General features: G+C 63.0%; 19 protein-coding genes. All 19 read left to right on the forward strand.

Annotated elements, in window-relative coordinates; translation table 11 throughout:
• Window positions 1-148 precede the first annotated feature (148 nt).
• The 19 genes from rpoB to rplX all read left to right on the forward strand — a co-directional run bounded on the left by rpoB (window position 149) and on the right by rplX (window position 19,321).
• A complete protein-coding gene (gene rpoB / locus B9Y82_RS02220; RefSeq protein ID WP_049432754.1) occupies window positions 149-4,303 on the forward strand; it encodes a DNA-directed RNA polymerase subunit beta in 4,155 nt (1,384 codons plus the stop codon).
• Window positions 4,304-4,392: 89 nt separating this feature from the next.
• A complete protein-coding gene (gene rpoC, locus B9Y82_RS02225; protein ID WP_100471389.1) occupies window positions 4,393-8,616 on the forward strand; it encodes a DNA-directed RNA polymerase subunit beta' in 4,224 nt (1,407 codons plus the stop codon).
• Window positions 8,617-8,899: 283 nt separating this feature from the next.
• Window positions 8,900-9,274, forward strand: coding sequence for a 30S ribosomal protein S12 (rpsL, locus tag B9Y82_RS02230; protein WP_004145320.1), 375 nt, complete (start codon window positions 8,900-8,902; stop codon window positions 9,272-9,274).
• Between the two features lie 12 nt (window positions 9,275-9,286).
• Window positions 9,287-9,760 (forward strand): 30S ribosomal protein S7, encoded by a 474-nt coding sequence (gene rpsG / locus B9Y82_RS02235; protein WP_004145321.1) that lies wholly within the window; start codon window positions 9,287-9,289, stop codon window positions 9,758-9,760.
• Between the two features lie 141 nt (window positions 9,761-9,901).
• On the forward strand, window positions 9,902-12,043 hold the full coding sequence (fusA, locus tag B9Y82_RS02240) for an elongation factor G (protein WP_100471390.1): 2,142 nt from the start codon (window positions 9,902-9,904) through the stop codon (window positions 12,041-12,043).
• Window positions 12,044-12,095: 52 nt separating this feature from the next.
• The gene (tuf, locus tag B9Y82_RS02245) at window positions 12,096-13,286 is read left to right on the forward strand and encodes an elongation factor Tu (RefSeq protein WP_100471391.1); all 1,191 of its coding nucleotides are present in this window, start codon (window positions 12,096-12,098) and stop codon (window positions 13,284-13,286) included.
• Between the two features lie 332 nt (window positions 13,287-13,618).
• Entirely contained in the window at window positions 13,619-13,930 is a 312-nt protein-coding gene (gene rpsJ / locus B9Y82_RS02250) for a 30S ribosomal protein S10 (protein WP_005408208.1), read from the forward strand.
• 11 nt (window positions 13,931-13,941) lie between these two features.
• Window positions 13,942-14,592, forward strand: a complete 651-nt coding sequence (gene rplC / locus B9Y82_RS02255; protein WP_004145336.1) for a 50S ribosomal protein L3 — start codon at window positions 13,942-13,944, stop codon at window positions 14,590-14,592.
• A 12-nt stretch (window positions 14,593-14,604) separates the two neighbouring features.
• The gene (gene rplD / locus B9Y82_RS02260) at window positions 14,605-15,210 is read left to right on the forward strand and encodes a 50S ribosomal protein L4 (RefSeq protein ID WP_004145337.1); all 606 of its coding nucleotides are present in this window, start codon (window positions 14,605-14,607) and stop codon (window positions 15,208-15,210) included.
• Window positions 15,207-15,506, forward strand: a complete 300-nt coding sequence (gene rplW / locus B9Y82_RS02265) for a 50S ribosomal protein L23 (protein WP_004145338.1) — start codon at window positions 15,207-15,209, stop codon at window positions 15,504-15,506. The genes rplD and rplW overlap by 4 nt, the downstream gene beginning before the upstream one ends.
• A 10-nt stretch (window positions 15,507-15,516) precedes the next feature.
• Window positions 15,517-16,344, forward strand: a complete 828-nt coding sequence (rplB, locus tag B9Y82_RS02270) for a 50S ribosomal protein L2 (protein WP_004145339.1) — start codon at window positions 15,517-15,519, stop codon at window positions 16,342-16,344.
• Between the two features lie 6 nt (window positions 16,345-16,350).
• Window positions 16,351-16,620 carry a 30S ribosomal protein S19 gene (gene rpsS / locus B9Y82_RS02275; protein WP_005415413.1) on the forward strand — a complete coding sequence of 90 codons (270 nt, stop codon included), beginning with the start codon at window positions 16,351-16,353 and terminating at the stop codon, window positions 16,618-16,620.
• Window positions 16,621-16,632: 12 nt separating this feature from the next.
• Window positions 16,633-16,968 (forward strand): 50S ribosomal protein L22, encoded by a 336-nt coding sequence (rplV, locus tag B9Y82_RS02280; RefSeq protein WP_004145348.1) that lies wholly within the window; start codon window positions 16,633-16,635, stop codon window positions 16,966-16,968.
• An 18-nt stretch (window positions 16,969-16,986) separates the two neighbouring features.
• On the forward strand, window positions 16,987-17,721 hold the full coding sequence (gene rpsC / locus B9Y82_RS02285) for a 30S ribosomal protein S3 (protein WP_004145350.1): 735 nt from the start codon (window positions 16,987-16,989) through the stop codon (window positions 17,719-17,721).
• A 5-nt stretch (window positions 17,722-17,726) separates the two neighbouring features.
• Window positions 17,727-18,140 carry a 50S ribosomal protein L16 gene (gene rplP / locus B9Y82_RS02290; RefSeq protein WP_004154486.1) on the forward strand — a complete coding sequence of 138 codons (414 nt, stop codon included), beginning with the start codon at window positions 17,727-17,729 and terminating at the stop codon, window positions 18,138-18,140.
• Window positions 18,140-18,325 carry a 50S ribosomal protein L29 gene (rpmC, locus tag B9Y82_RS02295; RefSeq protein ID WP_004154487.1) on the forward strand — a complete coding sequence of 62 codons (186 nt, stop codon included), beginning with the start codon at window positions 18,140-18,142 and terminating at the stop codon, window positions 18,323-18,325. Before rplP ends, rpmC begins: the two co-directional genes overlap by 1 nt.
• Before the next feature lie 11 nt (window positions 18,326-18,336).
• Window positions 18,337-18,606 carry a 30S ribosomal protein S17 gene (rpsQ, locus tag B9Y82_RS02300; protein ID WP_004154489.1) on the forward strand — a complete coding sequence of 90 codons (270 nt, stop codon included), beginning with the start codon at window positions 18,337-18,339 and terminating at the stop codon, window positions 18,604-18,606.
• A 12-nt stretch (window positions 18,607-18,618) separates the two neighbouring features.
• A complete protein-coding gene (rplN, locus tag B9Y82_RS02305; RefSeq protein ID WP_010483978.1) occupies window positions 18,619-18,987 on the forward strand; it encodes a 50S ribosomal protein L14 in 369 nt (122 codons plus the stop codon).
• A gap of 16 nt (window positions 18,988-19,003) precedes the next feature.
• A complete protein-coding gene (gene rplX / locus B9Y82_RS02310; RefSeq protein WP_004154490.1) occupies window positions 19,004-19,321 on the forward strand; it encodes a 50S ribosomal protein L24 in 318 nt (105 codons plus the stop codon).
• Window positions 19,322-19,324: the final 3 nt, after the last annotated feature.

The raw sequence follows: 19,324 nt of genomic DNA on the forward strand, positions 1-19,324 counted from the left end.
AGCGGGGGCGTGGTAGCAGACGAGTTGGCAGTTGGAAGTAGCGGGAGAAGGCGTGCTGGTGCCGGCAATACCAGCGACTTCCAACTGACAATTTCAAGTTCCCTTCGGATCGTGGGCGCACGATCCGCACAACAAGGTGGAAGACCTCATGACGTCCTATTCGTTCACCGAAAAAAAGCGTATCCGCAAGGATTTCGGCAAGCAGCGCTCGATCCTCGAAGTGCCGTTCCTGCTCGCCATCCAGGTGGATTCCTATCGTGAATTCCTGCAGGAAAACGTCGATCCGGCCAAGCGCACGGACCACGGCCTGCACGCTGCGCTGAAGTCGGTCTTCCCGATCGCCAGCTACAGCGGCAATGCTGCCCTGGAATACGTCGGCTACAAGCTGGGCGAACCGGTCTTCGACGAGCGTGAGTGCCGCCAGCGTGGCATGAGCTACGGCGCCCCGCTGCGCGTGACCGTACGCCTGGTGATCTACGACCGTGAGTCGTCGACCAAGGCCATCAAGTACGTGAAGGAGCAGGAGGTCTATCTGGGCGAAATCCCGCTGATGACCGAGAACGGCACCTTCATCGTCAACGGCACCGAGCGCGTCATCGTCTCCCAGCTGCACCGCTCGCCGGGCGTGTTCTTCGACCACGACCGTGGCAAGACCCACAGCTCGGGCAAGCTGCTGTACAGCGCCCGCATCATTCCCTACCGCGGCTCCTGGCTGGACTTCGAGTTCGACCCGAAGGACGCGCTGTTCACCCGTATCGACCGCCGCCGCAAGCTGCCGGTGTCGATCCTGCTGCGCGCGCTCGGCTACAGCAACGAAGAGATGCTGGCCGAGTTCTTCGAGATCAATACCTTCCACATCAACCCGGATGAAGGCGTCCAGCTGGAGCTGGTGCCGGAGCGCCTGCGCGGCGAAACCCTGGGCTTCGACCTCGCCGACGGCGACAAGGTCATCGTGGAAGCCGGCAAGCGCATCACCGCGCGCCACATCAAGCAGCTGGAAGCCTCGGGCATCGCCGCCCTGGCCGTGCCGGACGACTACATCGTCGGCCGCATCCTGTCGCACGACGTGGTCGATGCCTCGACCGGCGAACTGCTGGCCCAGGCCAACGACGAGATCAGCGACGAGCAGCTGCAGAACTTCCGCAAGGCTGGCGTCGATGCGGTCGGCACCCTGTGGGTGAACGACCTGGATCGTGGCCCGTACCTGTCCAACACCCTGCGCATCGATCCGACCAAGACCCAGCTGGAAGCCCTGGTCGAAATCTACCGCATGATGCGTCCGGGCGAGCCGCCGACCAAGGATGCCGCGCAGAACCTGTTCCACAACCTGTTCTTCACCTTCGAGCGCTACGACCTGTCCGCGGTCGGCCGCATGAAGTTCAACCGTCGCGTGGGCCGCAAGGAAACCACCGGCGAAGCCGTGCTGTACGACAGCAAGTACTTCGGTGAGCGCAACGACGAAGAGTCCAAGCGCCTGGTCGCTGCCCACGGCGACAGCTCCGACATCCTTGACGTGATCAAGGTCCTGACCGAGATCCGCAACGGTCGCGGCGTGGTCGATGACATCGACCACCTGGGCAACCGTCGCGTGCGTTCGGTCGGCGAAATGGCCGAGAACGTGTTCCGCGTCGGCCTGGTCCGCGTCGAGCGCGCGGTCAAGGAGCGCCTGTCGATGGCCGAGTCGGAAGGCCTGACCCCGCAGGAGCTGATCAACGCCAAGCCGGTCGCCGCTGCCATCAAGGAGTTCTTCGGCTCCTCGCAGCTGTCGCAGTTCATGGACCAGAACAACCCGCTGTCGGAAGTGACGCACAAGCGTCGCGTCTCGGCCCTGGGCCCGGGTGGTCTGACCCGTGAGCGCGCCGGCTTCGAAGTGCGCGACGTGCACCCGACCCATTACGGCCGCGTCTGCACCATCGAAACCCCGGAAGGCCCGAACATCGGCCTGATCAACTCGCTGGCCGTGTACGCCCGCACCAACCAGTACGGTTTCCTCGAGACCCCGTACCGCAAGGTCGTGGACGGCAAGGTCTATGACGAAGTCGAGTTCCTGTCGGCGATCGAAGAAAACGAGTACGTCATTGCGCAGGCCAACGCCCTGACCAATGCCGACAGCGTGCTGACCGAGCAGTTCGTCCCGTGCCGCTTCCAGGGCGAGTCGCTGCTGAAGCCGCCGGCGGAAGTCCACTTCATGGACGTCTCGCCGATGCAGACCGTGTCGATCGCGGCCGCGCTGGTTCCGTTCCTGGAGCACGATGACGCCAACCGCGCACTGATGGGCGCCAACATGCAGCGTCAGGCCGTGCCGACCCTGCGTGCGCAGAAGCCGCTGGTCGGTACCGGCATCGAACGCGCCGTGGCGCGTGACTCCGGTGTGACCGTGAACGCCCGTCGTGGTGGCGAGATCGTGCAGATCGACGCGGCCCGCATCGTGGTCAAGGTCAACGAGGAAGAGATCGTTGGCGCCACCGACGCAGGCGTGGACATCTACAACCTGGTCAAGTACACCCGTTCGAACCAGAACACCTGCATCAACCAGCGTCCGCTGGTCCAGGTGGGTGACGTCATCGCTCGCGGCGACGTGCTGGCCGACGGTCCGTCCACCGACATCGGCGAACTGGCCCTGGGCCAGAACATGCTGATCGCGTTCATGCCGTGGAACGGCTACAACTTCGAAGACTCCATCCTGCTCTCCGAGCGCGTGGTGGAAGAGGATCGCTACACCACGATCCACATCGAAGAGCTGACCTGCGTCGCGCGTGACACCAAGCTGGGGCCGGAGGAAATCTCCGCCGACATCCCGAACGTCTCCGAGCAGGCGCTGAACCGCCTCGACGAAAGCGGCGTGGTGTACATCGGTGCGGAAGTCCGCGCCGGCGACATCATGGTCGGCAAGGTCACCCCGAAGGGCGAAAGCCAGCTGACCCCGGAAGAGAAGCTGCTGCGCGCGATCTTCGGCGAGAAGGCTTCGGACGTTAAGGACAGCTCGCTGCGCGTTCCGCCGGGCATGGACGGCACCGTCATCGACGTGCAGGTCTTCACCCGCGACGGCATCGAGAAGGACAAGCGCGCCCGCCAGATCGAAGAGTCTGAAATCAAGCGTGTCAAGAAGGACTTCGACGACCAGTTCCGCATCCTGGAAGCCGCCATCTACATGCGTCTGCGTTCGCAGATCGTGGGCAAGGTGGTCAACGGTGGTGCTGGCCTGAAGAAGGGTGATGTGATCACCGACGCCTTCCTGGACGGCCTGAAGAAGGCTGACTGGTTCGCCCTGCGCATGAAGGACGAGGACGCCTCGGAAGCCATCGAGCGTGCGCAGAAGCAGATCCAGGCGCACGAGAAGGAATTCGAGCGTCGCTTCGCCGACAAGCGCGGCAAGATCACCGCCGGTGACGACCTCGCCCCGGGCGTGCTGAAGATGGTCAAGGTGTTCCTGGCCGTGAAGCGCCGCATCCAGCCGGGCGACAAGATGGCAGGCCGCCACGGCAACAAGGGTGTGGTCTCCAACGTGGTGCCGGTCGAGGACATGCCGTACATGGCCTCGGGCGAGACCGTGGACATCGTGCTGAACCCGCTGGGCGTGCCGTCGCGCATGAACATCGGCCAGATCCTGGAAGTGCACCTGGGCTGGGCCGCCAAGGGCCTGGGTCGCAAGATCCAGGCGATGATGGAAGCCCAGGCGGCGGTCGCCGACCTGCGCAAGTTCCTGGACGACATCTACAACCACGACGACACCAACGTGGCCAACCGTGTCGACCTGTCGCAGTTCAGCGACGAGGAACTGCTGCGCCTGGCCCGCAACCTGACCGACGGCGTGCCGATGGCCACCCCGGTGTTCGACGGAGCCACCGAAGCGGAAATCAAGCGCATGCTGGAACTGGCCGACCTGCCGAGCAGTGGCCAGACCCAGCTGTACGATGGCCGCACCGGTGAAGCCTTCGATCGCCACACCACCGTTGGCTACATGCACTACCTGAAGCTGAACCACCTGGTCGACGACAAGATGCACGCCCGTTCGACCGGTCCGTACTCGCTCGTCACCCAGCAGCCGCTGGGCGGCAAGGCGCAGTTCGGCGGCCAGCGCTTCGGTGAAATGGAAGTCTGGGCGCTGGAAGCCTACGGCGCGGCCTACACCCTGCAGGAAATGCTGACGGTGAAGTCCGATGACGTGCAGGGCCGCAACCAGATGTACAAGAACATCGTCGACGGTGAACACGAGATGGTCGCGGGCATGCCGGAATCCTTCAACGTGCTCGTGAAGGAAATCCGCTCGCTGGCCATCAACATGGAACTGGAAGACAACTGATCCATGCCGGCGCGGCGGCCTCCGCCGCCGCGCCGCTGGCAGTGAACTGAAAGCCCATCGACACAGCATTCCTCCTTCTGGAGAACACCATGAAAGACCTGCTCAACCTCTTCAACCAGCAGCGCCAGACGCTGGACTTCGACGCGATCAAGATCGCGCTGGCTTCGCCGGACCTGATCCGTTCGTGGTCCTTCGGCGAAGTGAAGAAGCCGGAAACCATCAACTACCGTACCTTCAAGCCGGAACGCGACGGCCTGTTCTGCGCCGCCATCTTCGGTCCGGTGAAGGACTACGAGTGCCTGTGCGGCAAGTACAAGCGCATGAAGCACCGCGGCGTGGTCTGCGAAAAGTGCGGCACCGAAGTGACCCTGGCCAAGGTGCGCCGCGAGCGCATGGGCCACATCGACCTGGCCTCGCCGGTCGCGCACATCTGGTTCCTGAAGTCGCTGCCGTCGCGCATCGGCCTGATGCTGGACATGACCCTGCGCGACATCGAGCGCGTGCTGTACTTCGAAGCCTACGTGGTGACCGAGCCGGGCCTGACCGCCCTGGAGCGCCGCCAGCTGCTGACCGAAGAACAGTACCTGCAGGCCCGCCAGGAGCACGGTGACGACTTCGACGCCGCCATGGGCGCCGAGGCCGTGTATGAACTGCTGCGCACGATCGACCTGCAGTCGGAAATGACCCGACTGCGCGAGGAAATCGCCGCGACTGGTTCGGAAACCAAGCTCAAGCGCCTCACCAAGCGCATCAAGCTGATCGAGGCCTTCCTGGAATCGGGCAACCGTCCGGAATGGATGGTCATGACCGTGCTGCCGGTGCTGCCGCCGGACCTGCGTCCGCTGGTCCCGCTGGATGGCGGCCGCTTCGCGACCTCCGACCTGAACGACCTGTACCGCCGCGTCATCAACCGCAACAACCGCCTGCGCCGCCTGCTCGAACTGAGCGCGCCGGACATCATCGTGCGCAATGAAAAGCGCATGCTGCAGGAATCGGTCGATGCACTGCTGGACAACGGCCGTCGCGGCCGTGCCATCACCGGCACCAACAAGCGCCCGCTGAAGTCGCTGGCCGACATGATCAAGGGCAAGCAGGGCCGCTTCCGCCAGAACCTGCTCGGCAAGCGCGTCGACTACTCGGGCCGTTCGGTCATCGTGGTCGGCCCGTACCTGCGCCTGCACCAGTGCGGCCTGCCGAAGAAGATGGCGCTGGAGCTGTTCAAGCCGTTCGTCTTCGCCAAGCTGCAGCGTCGTGGCCTGGCCACCACCATCAAGGCCGCCAAGAAGCTGGTCGAGCGCGAAGAAGCCGAAGTCTGGGACATCCTGGAAGAGGTCATCCGCGAGCATCCGGTGATGCTGAACCGTGCGCCGACCCTGCACCGTCTGGGCATCCAGGCGTTCGAGCCGGTGCTGATCGAAGGCAAGGCCATCCAGCTGCATCCGCTGGTCTGCACCGCGTTCAACGCCGACTTCGACGGTGACCAGATGGCCGTCCACGTGCCGCTCTCGCTGGAAGCCCAGCTGGAAGCGCGTGCGCTGATGATGTCGACCAACAACATCCTGTCGCCGGCCAACGGCGAGCCGATCATCGTGCCGTCGCAGGACGTCGTGCTGGGTCTGTACTACATGACCCGCTCGCTGGAAAACAAGAAGGGCGAGGGCATGGCCTTCGCCAACATCGCCGAAGTGAAGCGTGCCTACGACAACCGCGTGGTGGAACTGCACGCGCGCGTCAAGGTCCGCATTACCGAGGTCGTGACCGACGAAGACGGCAACAAGCAGAACAAGACCTCGATCGTGGACACCACGATCGGTCGCGCCCTGCTGGCTGAGATCCTGCCGGAAGGCCTGCCGTTCGCGCTGGCCAACACCGAGCTGACCAAGAAGAACATCAGCCGCCTGATCAACTCCAGCTACCGCCAGCTGGGTCTGAAGGACACGGTCGTGTTCGCCGACAAGCTGATGTACACCGGCTTCGCCTACGCGACCCGCGCTGGCGTCTCGATCGGCATCGACGACATGCTGATCCCGGACGAGAAGAAGGGCATCCTCACCGAGGCCGAGGCCGAAGTGCTGGAAATCCAGGAGCAGTACCAGTCGGGCCTGGTCACCGCCGGCGAGCGCTACAACAAGGTGGTCGACATCTGGTCGCGCACCAACGAGCGCATCGCCAAGGCGATGATGGACACCATCGGTACCGAGAAGGTGGTCAATGCCAAGGGTGAGACCATCGACCAGAAGTCGATGAACTCGCTGTACATCATGGCCGACTCCGGCGCGCGTGGTTCGCAGGCGCAGATCCGTCAGCTGGCCGGCATGCGTGGCCTGATGGCCCGCCCGGACGGCTCGATCATCGAGACGCCCATCAAGGCGAACTTCCGCGAAGGCCTGAACGTGCAGGAGTACTTCAACTCCACCCACGGTGCCCGTAAGGGTCTGGCCGATACCGCGCTGAAGACCGCGAACTCGGGTTACCTGACCCGTCGTCTGGTCGACGTGGCGCAGGACGTGGTGATCACCGAGGTGGATTGCGGTACCACCGAAGGCCTGATCATGACCCCGATCGTGGAAGGCGGCGACGTGGTCGAGCCGCTGAAGGACCGCGTGCTGGGCCGCGTGGTTGCCGAGGACGTGTTCCTGCCGGGCAACGACGAAGATCCGATCGTCACCCGCAACACCCTGCTGGACGAAGCCTGGGTTGCCAAGCTGGAAGATGCCGGCGTGCAGACCATCAAGGTCCGCTCGACCATCTCCTGCGAATCGGCCTTCGGTGTCTGCTCGCGCTGCTACGGCCGCGATCTGGCCCGTGGCCACCTGGTCAACATCGGTGAAGCGGTCGGCGTCATCGCCGCGCAGTCCATCGGTGAGCCGGGTACCCAGCTCACCATGCGTACGTTCCACATCGGTGGTGCGGCGTCGCGAGCTGCTGCGGTCGACAACATCACCGTCAAGACCACCGGCTCGGTCAAGTTCAGCAACCTCAAGTCCGTCGAGCACGCCAACGGCTCGCTGGTGGCAGTGTCGCGCTCGGGCGAAATCTCGGTGCTCGATGCCCACGGCCGTGAGCGTGAGCGTTACAAGCTGCCGTACGGTGCCACCATCACGTCCAAGGACGGTGATGCGATCAAGGCTGGCCAGACCGTAGCCAACTGGGATCCGCATAACCACCCGATCGTGTCGGAAGTGGCCGGCTTCATCCGCTTCATCGACTTCGTCGACGGCGTCACCGTCATCGAGAAGACCGACGAGCTGACCGGCCTGGCCTCGCGCGAAATCACCGATCCGAAGCGTCGTGGTACCCAGGCCAAGGACCTGCGCCCGATCGTGCGCATCGTCGACGCCAAGGGCAACGACCTGTCGATCCCGGGCACCGACCTGCCGGCGCAGTACCTGCTGCCGCCGCGTTCGATCGTCAACCTGCAGGACGGCGCCCCGGTGGGCGTGGGCGACGTCGTCGCCAAGATCCCGCAGGAAGCGTCGAAGACCCGCGACATCACCGGTGGTCTGCCGCGCGTGGCCGACCTGTTCGAAGCGCGCAAGCCGAAGGATCCGGCGGTGCTGGCCGAGCGTTCGGGCATCATCAGCTTCGGCAAGGACACCAAGGGCAAGCAGCGCCTGATCATCAAGGACACCGATGGTTCGGAGCACGAAGAGCTGATCCCGAAGTACCGCCAGGTCATCGTGTTCGAAGGCGAGCATGTCACCAAGGGTGAAACCATCGTGGACGGCGAGCCGAGCCCGCAGGACATCCTGCGTCTGCTGGGTGTCGAACCGCTGGCGGCCTACCTGGTGAAGGAAATCCAGGACGTGTACCGCCTGCAGGGCGTGAAGATCAACGACAAGCACATCGAGGTGATCACCCGCCAGATGCTGCGCAAGGTCGAGATCACCGATCAGGGCAGCAGCAAGTTCCTGAACGGCGAACAGGTGGAGCGTCAGCGCGTTATCGAGGAAAATGCGCGCCTGTCGACCCGCAACGAGCTGCCGGCGCACTTCGATCCGGTCCTGCTGGGTATCACCAAGGCGTCGCTGGCGACCGAATCGTTCATCTCGGCCGCTTCGTTCCAGGAAACCACCCGCGTGCTGACCGAAGCGGCCGTCCGCGGCACCTCGGACAACCTGCGTGGCCTGAAGGAAAACGTCATCGTGGGTCGCCTGATTCCGGCCGGTACCGGCCTGGCTTACCACAGCAACCGCCGTCGCGGCGCTTCCGGTCTCACCGAGTCGGAAATGCAGACCCTGGCCGGCACCCCGGCTGCGGTCGAGGCGCCGGTGGTTGAAGCCGAAGCTGAACAGGCGTCGGGCGAAGAATGAGGTATCCGGTCCGGCTGCAAGGCCGGACCACCCCGTCGGTCCATCGATGGGAGTGGGAAAGGGCAGGGAGATCGTCCGCGATCGACCCTGTCAATCTGAACGGGGTACATGGAGGCCCCCCAGTAACGTCCCGGGATCAGGGACGGGCTTGACAGGAGGCGTTTGACTGCTTTCCTGGCAGGTTGCTACAATCGTCTGTCTCAGCAGGCCAAAATTTCGGCCTGCTTTAACATTTCCGCATCTCTGGTCGGATTTTCCGGCCACCAATCAGAAGAACCTACTGATGGCGACGATCAACCAGCTGGTCCGCAAGCCGCGGCAAGCGACCACCTACAAGAGTGCCTCGCCGGCGCTCGACAAGTGCCCGCAGCGCCGTGGCGTCTGCACCCGTGTCTACACCACCACTCCGAAGAAGCCGAACTCGGCTCTGCGCAAGGTTGCCAAGGTCCGCCTGACCAACCAGGAAGAAGTGATTTCCTACATCGGTGGTGAAGGCCACAACCTGCAGGAGCACTCCGTGGTCCTGATCCGCGGCGGTCGCGTCAAGGACCTGCCGGGTGTGCGTTACCACACCGTTCGTGGCTCGCTCGACGCCGCCGGCGTTGCCAAGCGTCGCCAGGCCCGTTCCAAGTACGGCGCCAAGCGTCCGAAGGCATAAGGAGAGAGCACTATGTCGCGTAAGGGTAATACTCCGCAGCGTTCCGTCCTGCCCGATCCGAAGCACGGAAGCGAAACCATCGCCCGCTTCATCAACATGGTCATGCAGAGCGGCAAGAAGTCCGTCGCCGAAAAGATCGTGTACGGCGCCATGGACGTGATCACCGAGAAGAACAGCAGCGCCAATGCCATTGAGCTGGTGCAGAAGGCTCTGGACAACGTCGCTCCGGCGGTCGAAGTCAAGTCGCGCCGCGTCGGTGGTGCCACCTACCAGGTGCCGGTCGAAGTGCGTTCGTCGCGCAAGATGGCGCTGGCCATGCGCTGGCTGATCGACTCCGCGCGCAAGCGTGGTGAGAACACCATGCCGAAGAAGCTGGCTGCTGAACTGATCGACGCCTCGGAAAATCGTGGCGGCGCCATCAAGAAGCGCGAAGAAACCCACCGCATGGCCGAAGCCAACAAGGCATTCGCCCACTACCGCTGGTGAGTTTGACGGCCTTGTAAAACAGGCAGGGCAGCACCACTTCGGTGCGTGCTGCCTCGCGGTCCCAGAAGGACTGCGCCAATCCGAAGGCCGCCGAAAGGCGGCGTTCGGCCATCCGAAATCCAAGAAATCTGAGAGGCTCCCGTGGCCCGTTCCACTCCCATCGAGCGTTACCGCAACTTCGGCATCATGGCTCACATCGATGCCGGCAAGACCACCACGTCCGAGCGCATCCTGTTCTACACCGGCAAGAGCCACAAGATCGGTGAAGTGCACGACGGCGCCGCCACCATGGACTGGATGGAGCAGGAGCAGGAGCGTGGCATCACGATCCAGTCCGCTGCCACCACCGCGTTCTGGAAGGGCATGGACAAGTCCCTGCCGGAGCACCGCTTCAACATCATCGACACCCCCGGGCACGTCGACTTCACCATCGAAGTGGAGCGCTCGCTGCGCGTGCTCGACGGTGCCGTCTTCGTCCTGTGCGCCGTCGGTGGCGTGCAGCCGCAGTCGGAAACCGTGTGGCGCCAGGCCAACAAGTACCACGTGCCGCGCATCGCGTTCGTCAACAAGATGGACCGCACCGGTGCCAACTTCCAGAAGGTCGTCGGCCAGCTGAAGGCCAAGCTGGGCGCCGTTGCCGTGCCGATGCAGCTGCCGATCGGCGCTGAAGACAACTTCAAGGGCGTTGTCGACCTGCTGAAGATGAAGGCCATCCACTGGGATGAGGCTTCGCAGGGCATGAAGTTCGAATACGGTGAAATCCCGGCCGAACTGCAGGGGCCGGCTGAAGAAGCTCGCCAGTTCATGGTCGAGACCGCTGCCGAAGCCAGCGAAGAGCTGATGGAAAAGTACCTGGGCGGCGAAGAGCTGGCCGAGGCTGAAATCATCAATGCGCTGCGTACCCGCACCCTGGCCACCGAGATCGTGCCGATGTACTGCGGCTCGGCCTTCAAGAACAAGGGCGTGCAGGCCATGCTGGACGGCGTGATCCAGCTGCTGCCGTCGCCGGTCGACGTGCCGGACGTGAAGGGTGTGGACGTTGACGACGACACCGTCGAAATGACCCGCAAGTCGGACGACAAGGCTCCGTTCTCGTCGCTGGCCTTCAAGATCATCACCGACCCGTTCGTCGGTGCGCTGACCTTCTTCCGTGTCTACTCGGGCACCCTGAACGGTGGCGACACCGTGCTGAACTCGGTGAAGGGCAAGAAGGAGCGCATCGGCCGCATCCTGCAGATGCACTCGAACAACCGCGAGGAAATCAAGGAAGTTCTGGCCGGTGACATCGCCGCTGCCGTGGGCCTGAAGGACACCACCACCGGTGACACCCTGTGCGCCGTGGATGCCCCGATCATCCTGGAGCGCATGACCTTCCCGGAGCCGGTGATCTCGATGGCCGTCGAGCCGAAGACCAAGTCGGACCAGGAGAAGATGGGCCTGGCCCTGGGTCGCCTGGCACAGGAAGATCCGTCGTTCCGTGTGAAGACCGACGAAGAATCCGGCCAGACCATCATCTCGGGCATGGGCGAGCTGCACCTGGACATCATCGTCGACCGCCTGAAGCGCGAGTTCAACGTTGAAGCCAACGTCGGCGCGCCGCAGGTGGCCTACCGCGAAACCATCACGATGGCTGACGTCAAGTCGGACTACAAGCACGCCAAGCAGTCCGGTGGTAAGGGTCAGTACGGTCACGTCGTGATCGAGCTGTCGCCGATCACCGCTGAAGACCGTGCCGATCCGAAGCTGGCTCCGGCCATCAAGGACGACTTCCTGTTCATCAACGACATCACCGGCGGCGTGATCCCGAAGGAATTCATTCCGTCGGTTGAAAAGGGCCTGCGCGAAACCATCACCAGCGGTCCGCTGGCTGGCTTCCCGGTCGTGGACGTCAAGGTGAAGCTGGTGTTCGGTTCGTACCACGACGTCGACTCCTCGGAAATGGCGTTCAAGCTGGCTTCGTCGATGGCCTTCAAGCAGGGCTTCGCCAAGGCCAAGCCGGTGCTGCTGGAGCCGATCATGAAGGTCGAGATCGTGACCCCGGAGGATTACCAGGGTGACGTGATGGGCGACGTCAGCCGTCGTCGCGGCGTGCTGCAGGGTTCCGACACCACCGGTGACGGCTCCGCTTCGATCATCAACGCGATGATCCCGCTGGGTGAAATGTTCGGCTACGCCACTGCGCTGCGTTCGCAGACCCAGGGCCGCGCCACCTTCACCATGGAATTCGATCACTACGAGCCGGCTCCGACCAACATCGCCGAAGCCGTCATGAAGAAGGGCTGAGCCTCGCTCAGCCTCTCTTGAAACCACTTACGAACAATCAAGGTATAGAACAATGGCAAAGGGTAAGTTCGAGCGCACCAAGCCGCACGTCAACGTCGGCACCATCGGTCACGTCGATCACGGCAAGACCACGCTGACCGCCGCACTGACCAAGATCGGTGCCGAGCGCTTCGGTGGCGAGTTCAAGGACTACTCCTCGATCGACGCCGCGCCGGAAGAAAAGGCGCGTGGTATCACGATCTCGACCGCGCACGTCGAATACGAATCCCCGGTCCGTCACTACGCCCACGTCGATTGCCCGGGCCATGCTGACTACGTCAAGAACATGATCACCGGTGCCGCCCAGATGGACGGCGCGATCCTGGTGTGCTCGGCCGCTGACGGCCCGATGCCGCAGACCCGCGAGCACATCCTGCTGTCGCGTCAGGTCGGCGTGCCGTACATCGTCGTGTTCCTGAACAAGGCCGACATGGTCGACGACGCCGAGCTGCTCGAGCTGGTCGAGATGGAAGTGCGTGAACTGCTGAGCAAGTACGACTTCCCGGGCGACGACACCCCGATCATCGCTGGTTCGGCCCGTCTGGCGCTGGAAGGCGACCAGAGCGACATCGGCGTGCCGGCCATCCTGAAGCTGGTCGACGCCCTGGACAGCTGGATTCCGGAGCCGGAGCGCGCGATCGACAAGCCGTTCCTGATGCCGGTGGAAGACGTGTTCTCGATCTCGGGCCGCGGCACCGTGGTGACCGGTCGTATCGAGCGCGGCATCATCAAGGTCGGTGACGAAATCGAAATCGTCGGCATCCGTCCGGTGCAGAAGACCACCGTGACCGGCGTTGAAATGTTCCGCAAGCTGCTGGACCAGGGTCAGGCAGGCGACAACGCTGGCCTGCTGCTGCGCGGCACCAAGCGTGACGACGTCGAGCGCGGCCAGGTTCTGGCCAAGCCGGGCACGATCAAGCCGCACACCAAGTTCGAAGGTGAGGTCTACGTCCTGTCGAAGGATGAAGGCGGCCGCCACACCCCGTTCTTCAACGGCTACCGTCCGCAGTTCTACTTCCGTACCACCGACATCACCGGCGCAGCTGCTCTGCCGGAAGGCGTCGAAATGGTGATGCCGGGTGACAACGTCAAGATGGTCGTCACCCTGATCAATCCGGTGGCAATGGACGAAGGCCTGCGCTTCGCCATCCGCGAAGGCGGCCGTACCGTCGGCGCCGGCGTGGTCTCGAAGATCATCGAGTAATCTGGTAGTATCTGCGCCCCGATGTTGCCTGGGTAGGGCATCGGGGCGTATCAAATGGGAAAGCAGGCACAGGATGTGCCTTGTGTTCCCCGGACCAGGAAGGGTCAATGCCATTCAGGCGGCGTCAACAGGCGACTGTTGACAGCTGCCTTGCGTGCCATTATGCTTCTACGTCTGGGCAGGCCGGGAAACTGGTCTGCCTACGTTTTTGAGGTCTATGGAGTGACCTTGGCGGCCTGCAGGACTGTGGGCCGTCCGTATTCAGGAATTTCATGGGGCAAAGCAACCCAGAGGCTTTGTCTGTCGCTCTTTTAACGAAGGAACCTACCGCCATGGCGGACCAAAAGATCCGGATCCGGCTGAAAGCGTTCGATCATCGTCTGATCGACCGTTCGGCCAGCGAGATCGTTGAAACGGCAAAGCGGACCGGCGCGCAAGTGCGTGGCCCGATCCCGCTGCCGACCAAGATCGAGCGTTACACCGTTCTCGTTTCCCCGCACGTCGACAAGGACGCGCGTGACCAGTACGAGACCCGCACGCACAAGCGCGTGCTCGATATCGTTGACCCGAATGACAAGACCGTGGACGCGCTGATGAAGCTCGAACTGGCTGCCGGCGTCGACGTTCAGATCAAGCTGACCTGAGGACTACGACCATGACGAAGAAGTATTCGTTGGGCTTCGTGGGCCGCAAGGCCGGCATGAGCCGCGTGTTCACCGAAGATGGCCGCTCCATCCCGGTGACCCTGATCGAAGCAACCCCGAACCGCATCGCGCAGATCAAGACCGTCGAAACCGACGGCTACAGCGCCGTGCAGGTGACCGTCGGCGCGCGTCGCGCTGCCCTGGTCAACAAGCCGGAAGCCGGCCACTTTGCCAAGGCGAAGGTGGAAGCGGGTCGTGGCCTGTGGGAATTCCGCGTTGAAGACGCGCAGCTCGGCGATTTTGCCGTTGGCGGCGAAGTCAAGGCGGACATCTTCGAAGTCGGCCAGATCGTCGACGTCCAGGGTGTCACCAAGGGTAAGGGCTTCCAGGGCACCATCAAGCGCCACAACTTCCGTATGGGCGATGCAACCCACGGTAACTCGCTGTCGCATCGCGCGCCGGGTTCGCTGGGTCAGCGCCAGACCCCGGGTCGCGTTTTCCCGGGCAAGAAGATGTCGGGCCACATGGGCGCGGTGCAGCAGAGCACCCAGAACCTGGAAGTGGTCAAGGTCGACGTCGAGCGCGGTCTGATCGCCGTTCGCGGCGCCGTTCCGGGCGCGGCGGGTGGCGATGTGATCGTCCGTCCGGCGAGCAAGGCATAAGGAGAGATGACGATGGAACTCGTTATCACGGGTAGCAACAACAAGGTCTCGGTCTCCGACGCCGTGTTCGGTCGCGATTTCAGCGAAGATCTGGTCCACCAGGTCGTCGTTGCCTACCGCAACGCCGGTCGCGCCGGCACCAAGGCACAGAAGACTCGCTCCGAAGTGGCTGGTACCACCAAGAAGTCGAAGAAGCAGAAGGGCGGCGGCGCGCGTCATGGCGCACTGACGGCTCCGATCTTCGTCGGCGGCGGTGTCACCTTCGCGGCCAAGCCGCGCAGCTTCGAGCAGAAGGTCAATCGTAAGCAGTACCGTGCCGCCATGTGCGCGATCCTGTCCGAGCTGAACCGTCAGGGCCGTCTGACCATCGTGGAGTCCTTCGACGTCGAAGTGACCAACACGAAGGGTCTGATCGCCAAGCTGGCCGGCCTGGAAGTGGGCAAGCGCCCGCTGATCGTCACCGAAGAAGCGTCCGAGCACCTGTACCTGTCCGCCCGCAATCTGCCGTACGTGCAGGTGCGTGACGTCCAGGGTCTGGATCCGGTCTCGCTGGTGGGTGCCGACACGGTCGTCATCACCGCTGACGCGGTCAAGAAGGTCGAGGAGTGGCTGGCATGAACAGCAACGAAAAAATCTTCAGCGTGCTGCGTGCCCCGCGTGTCTCCGAAAAGACCGCGCGCCTGCAGGAACTCTCCAACCAGTATGTCTTCGAAGTTTCGAACGAAGCCACCAAGGCCGATGTAAAGGCCGCGGTTGAGCAGCTGTTCGACGTCAAGGTCGAAGCCGTCAACGTGGTCAACGTCAAGGGCAAGAACAAGTCCTTCCGTAACCGTGCTGGCCGCCGCGGCGATTGGCGCAAGGCGTACGTTCGCCTGGCCGATGGCCAGTCGATCGATGTAACGGCCAAGGCCTGAGGTACATCCCATGCCATTGATGAAATTCAAGCCCACTTCCCCCGGCCGCCGTTCGGCCGTGCGCGTGGTCACTCCCGACCTGCACAAGGGTGCTCCGCACGCTGCCCTGGTCGAGTCGCAGAGCCGCTCGGGTGGTCGTAACCACCATGGCCGCATCACCGTGCGTCACGTCGGTGGTGGTGCCAAGCAGCACTACCGCATCATCGACTTCAAGCGCAACAAGCTGGGCATCCCGGCGCGCGTGGAACGTATCGAATACGATCCGAACCGCACCGCGCACATCGCTCTGCTGTGCTACGTCGACGGTGAGCGTCGCTACATCATCGCCCCGAAGGGCCTGAAGGCTGGTGATCAGGTGATCGCTGGTTCGGATGCCCCGATCAAGGCCGGCAACACCCTGCCGCTGCGCAACATCCCGGTCGGCACCACCATTCACTGCATCGAACTGAAGCCGGGCAAGGGCGCTCAGATCGCTCGCGCCGCCGGTGCGGCCGTGCAGCTGGTGGCTCGCGAAGGCATCTACGCCACCCTGCGCCTGCGCTCGGGTGAAATGCGCAAGGTTCCGGTCGAGTGCTGCGCCACCATCGGCGAAGTCGGCAACGACGAGCACAGCCTGGAAAAGCTGGGCAAGGCCGGTGCCAAGCGCTGGCGCGGCGTCCGCCCGACCGTTCGTGGTGCTGCCATGAACCCGGTTGACCACCCGCACGGTGGTGGTGAGGCCAAGGCCGGCCAGGGTAACCCGCATCCGGTCACCCCGTGGGGTGTCCCGACCAAGGGTTACAAGACGCGCCATAACAAGCGCACTCAGCAGTTCATCGTCCGCGATCGTAGGGGCTAATCGACCATGGCACGTTCACTCAAGAAGGGCCCGTTCGTCGATCACCACCTCGTCAAGAAGGTGGAGGCCGCTGCGGGCAGCAAGAAGCCGATCAAGACCTGGTCGCGCCGTTCGATGATCCTGCCTGACATGGTAGGCATCACCATTGCCGTGCATAACGGCAAGAACCACATCCCGGTTCTCGTCAACGAGAACATGGTCGGCCACAAGCTCGGCGAATTTGCCATCACCCGGACCTTCAAGGGTCACGGTGGTGACAAGAAGTCGGGCAAGTAAGGAGAGATGACAATGGAAGCGAAGGCCATCCTGCGCACTGCGCGCATCTCCCCGCAGAAGGCTCGTCTGGTCGCTGACCAGGTGCGCGGTCTGCCGGCCGAACGTGCGGTCAACCTGCTGAAGTTCTCGGACAAGAAGGCTGCCCACCTGATCAAGAAGGTGGTGGAGTCGGCTATTGCCAATGCCGAGAACAACCAGGGCGCCGACGTCGACGAGCTGAAGGTTCAGACCATCATGGTTGATGAAGGTCCGACCCTGAAGCGTTTCATGGCGCGGGCGAAAGGCCGCGGTACCCGCATCCTCAAGCGCACCAGCCACATCACTGTGGTTGTGGGCGCCGCCAAGTAAGCGGATAAGGAAAAGACCATGGGTCATAAAGTTCATCCGATTGGTATCCGCCTCGGCATTTCCAAGGACTGGAACTCCAAGTGGTACGCCAACAAGGCCGAGTTCGCTGGTTACCTGGCAGCCGACCTGAAAGTGCGCGAAATGCTGCGCAAGAAGCTGGCCCAGGCCGGCATCAGCAAGATCCTGATCGAGCGTCCGGCCAAGACCGCTCGCGTGACGATCCACACCGCCCGTCCGGGCGTGGTGATCGGCAAGCGCGGTGAGGACATCGAGAAGCTGCGCAAGGAAGTGAGCGAGATGATGGGCGTCCCGGCGCACATCAACGTCACCGAAGTGCGCAAGCCGGAACTGGACGCGCAGCTCGTTGCCGAGTCGATCGCCCAGCAGCTGGAGCGTCGCATCATGTTCCGCCGTGCAATGAAGCGCTCGGTCGGCAACGCGATGCGCCTGGGTGCCCTGGGCATCAAGGTCAACGTCGGTGGCCGCCTCAACGGTGCAGAAATCGCCCGTTCGGAGTGGTACCGCGAAGGCCGCGTGCCGCTGCACACCCTGCGTGCCGACATCGACTATGGCTTTGCTGAAGCCAAGACGACCTACGGCATCATCGGCATCAAGGTCTGGATCTACAAGGGCGAGGTCTTCGATTTCTCCCAGGTTGGCCAGGAAAAGCAGGACGACACCCCGTCGCGCAACGATCGTCATGATCGCGGCGACCGTGGTGACCGTCAGCGCCCGGCCCGTGAAGCGAGGTAACGACAATGTTGCAACCCAAGCGAACCAAGTACCGCAAGGTACACAAGGGCCGTAACGATGGCCTGAGCTGGAGCGCCAACGCTGTCAGCTTCGGCGAATACGGCCTGAAGGCAACCGCACACGGTCAGCTGACCGCGCGTCAGATCGAAGCGGCCCGCCGCTCGATCAGCCGCTACGTCAAGCGCGGCGGCAAGATGTGGATCCGCGTGTTCCCCGACAAGCCCATCACCAAGAAGCCCATCGAAGTCCGAATGGGTTCTGGTAAGGGTAACGTGGAATACTGGGTGGCCCAGATCCAGCCCGGCCGCATGATCTATGAAATCGAGGGTGTTTCCGAGGAAGTGGCTCGCGAGGCGTTCCGCCTGGCCGCCGCCAAGCTCTCGGTCACCACCACTTTCGTGACCCGTACGGTGCGCTGATGGATATCAAAACTCTCCGTGAAAAGTCGGCTGACGAACTCAAGGCCCACCTGATCGACCTGCGTAAGGAACAGTTCTCTGTCCGTATGCAGCAGGTCACCGGCCAGCTGCCGAAGACCCACGACATTCGCCGGGTCCGTCGCGAGATTGCTCGCGTCAAGACCCTGCTCGGCAGCACGAAGTAAGGATGGCCGCTATGAGCGACAATACTGAAAAGAAGACGCTGCGCACGGTCGAAGGCCGTGTCGTCAGCAACAAGATGGACAAGACGGTTACCGTCCTGGTTGAGCGTCAGGTCAAGCACGCGCTGTACGGCAAGTACATCAAGCGCTCGACCAAGCTGCACGCCCACGATGCCGACAACGCCTGCAAGGAAGGCGATGTCGTCCGCGTGACCGAGATTGCTCCGATGTCCAAGACCAAGAACTGGCGCGTGGTGGAAGTCATCACGCGTGCGGCTGAATAAGGAGTCTGAATCATGATCCAGATGCAGAGCTACCTTGACGTCGCGGACAATTCGGGTGCCAAGCAGGTGATGTGCTTCAAGGTGCTGGGTGGTTCCAAGCGCCGTTACGCCGGCATCGGCGACATCATCAAGGTCACCGTGAAGGATGCGATTCCGCGCGGCAAGGTCAAGAAGGGTGAAGTGTATGACGCCGTCGTGGTGCGTACCCGCAAGGGTGTGCGTCGCGCCGACGGTTCGCTGATCCGCTTCGACGGCAACGCTGCCGTCCTGCTGAACAACAAGCAGGAGCCGATCGGTACCCGTATCTTCGGGCCGGTGACCCGTGAACTTCGTTCGGAGAAGTTCATGAAGATCGTCTCGCTCGCTCCCGAAGTGCTGTGAGCGACAGGAGATAATCATGGCTAACCGTATCAAGAAGGGCGACCAGGTTGTCGTCAACGCTGGCAAGGACAAGGGCAAGCAGGGCGAAGTCGTCCGCGTCGACGGCGACCGTGTGGTCGTCGCCAACGTGAACATCGTCAAGCGCCACACCAAGCCGAACCCGCAGGCAGGTGTTGCCGGCGGCGTGGTCGAGCGCGAAGCTTCGATCCATATCTCCAACGTGAATGTTCTGAACCCGGCTTCGGGCAAGGGCGAACGCGTTGGCTTCAAGGTGCTGGAGGATGGACGCAAACTGCGTGTGTTCCGCTCCAGCGGTGAGGCGCTCGACGCCTGAGGA

The sequence above is a fragment of the Stenotrophomonas maltophilia genome (assembly GCF_002799155.1).
Classification (GTDB): Bacteria; Pseudomonadota; Gammaproteobacteria; order Xanthomonadales; family Xanthomonadaceae; genus Stenotrophomonas; species Stenotrophomonas maltophilia_R.

What these genes read in the sequence shown, in the direction of transcription:
- rpoB (WP_049432754.1), top strand. Translation starts at nt 149, where the DNA reads ATGACGTCCTATTCGTTCACCGAAAAAAAGCGTATCCGCAAGGATTTC.
- rpoC (WP_100471389.1), top strand. Translation starts at nt 4,393, where the DNA reads ATGAAAGACCTGCTCAACCTCTTCAACCAGCAGCGCCAGACGCTGGAC.
- rpsL (WP_004145320.1), top strand. Translation starts at nt 8,900, where the DNA reads ATGGCGACGATCAACCAGCTGGTCCGCAAGCCGCGGCAAGCGACCACC.
- rpsG (WP_004145321.1), top strand. Translation starts at nt 9,287, where the DNA reads ATGTCGCGTAAGGGTAATACTCCGCAGCGTTCCGTCCTGCCCGATCCG.
- tuf (WP_100471391.1), top strand. Translation starts at nt 12,096, where the DNA reads ATGGCAAAGGGTAAGTTCGAGCGCACCAAGCCGCACGTCAACGTCGGC.
- rpsJ (WP_005408208.1), top strand. Translation starts at nt 13,619, where the DNA reads ATGGCGGACCAAAAGATCCGGATCCGGCTGAAAGCGTTCGATCATCGT.
- rplC (WP_004145336.1), top strand. Translation starts at nt 13,942, where the DNA reads ATGACGAAGAAGTATTCGTTGGGCTTCGTGGGCCGCAAGGCCGGCATG.
- rplD (WP_004145337.1), top strand. Translation starts at nt 14,605, where the DNA reads ATGGAACTCGTTATCACGGGTAGCAACAACAAGGTCTCGGTCTCCGAC.
- rplW (WP_004145338.1), top strand. Translation starts at nt 15,207, where the DNA reads ATGAACAGCAACGAAAAAATCTTCAGCGTGCTGCGTGCCCCGCGTGTC.
- rplB (WP_004145339.1), top strand. Translation starts at nt 15,517, where the DNA reads ATGCCATTGATGAAATTCAAGCCCACTTCCCCCGGCCGCCGTTCGGCC.
- rpsS (WP_005415413.1), top strand. Translation starts at nt 16,351, where the DNA reads ATGGCACGTTCACTCAAGAAGGGCCCGTTCGTCGATCACCACCTCGTC.
- rplV (WP_004145348.1), top strand. Translation starts at nt 16,633, where the DNA reads ATGGAAGCGAAGGCCATCCTGCGCACTGCGCGCATCTCCCCGCAGAAG.
- rpsC (WP_004145350.1), top strand. Translation starts at nt 16,987, where the DNA reads ATGGGTCATAAAGTTCATCCGATTGGTATCCGCCTCGGCATTTCCAAG.
- rplP (WP_004154486.1), top strand. Translation starts at nt 17,727, where the DNA reads ATGTTGCAACCCAAGCGAACCAAGTACCGCAAGGTACACAAGGGCCGT.
- rpmC (WP_004154487.1), top strand. Translation starts at nt 18,140, where the DNA reads ATGGATATCAAAACTCTCCGTGAAAAGTCGGCTGACGAACTCAAGGCC.
- rpsQ (WP_004154489.1), top strand. Translation starts at nt 18,337, where the DNA reads ATGAGCGACAATACTGAAAAGAAGACGCTGCGCACGGTCGAAGGCCGT.
- rplN (WP_010483978.1), top strand. Translation starts at nt 18,619, where the DNA reads ATGATCCAGATGCAGAGCTACCTTGACGTCGCGGACAATTCGGGTGCC.
- rplX (WP_004154490.1), top strand. Translation starts at nt 19,004, where the DNA reads ATGGCTAACCGTATCAAGAAGGGCGACCAGGTTGTCGTCAACGCTGGC.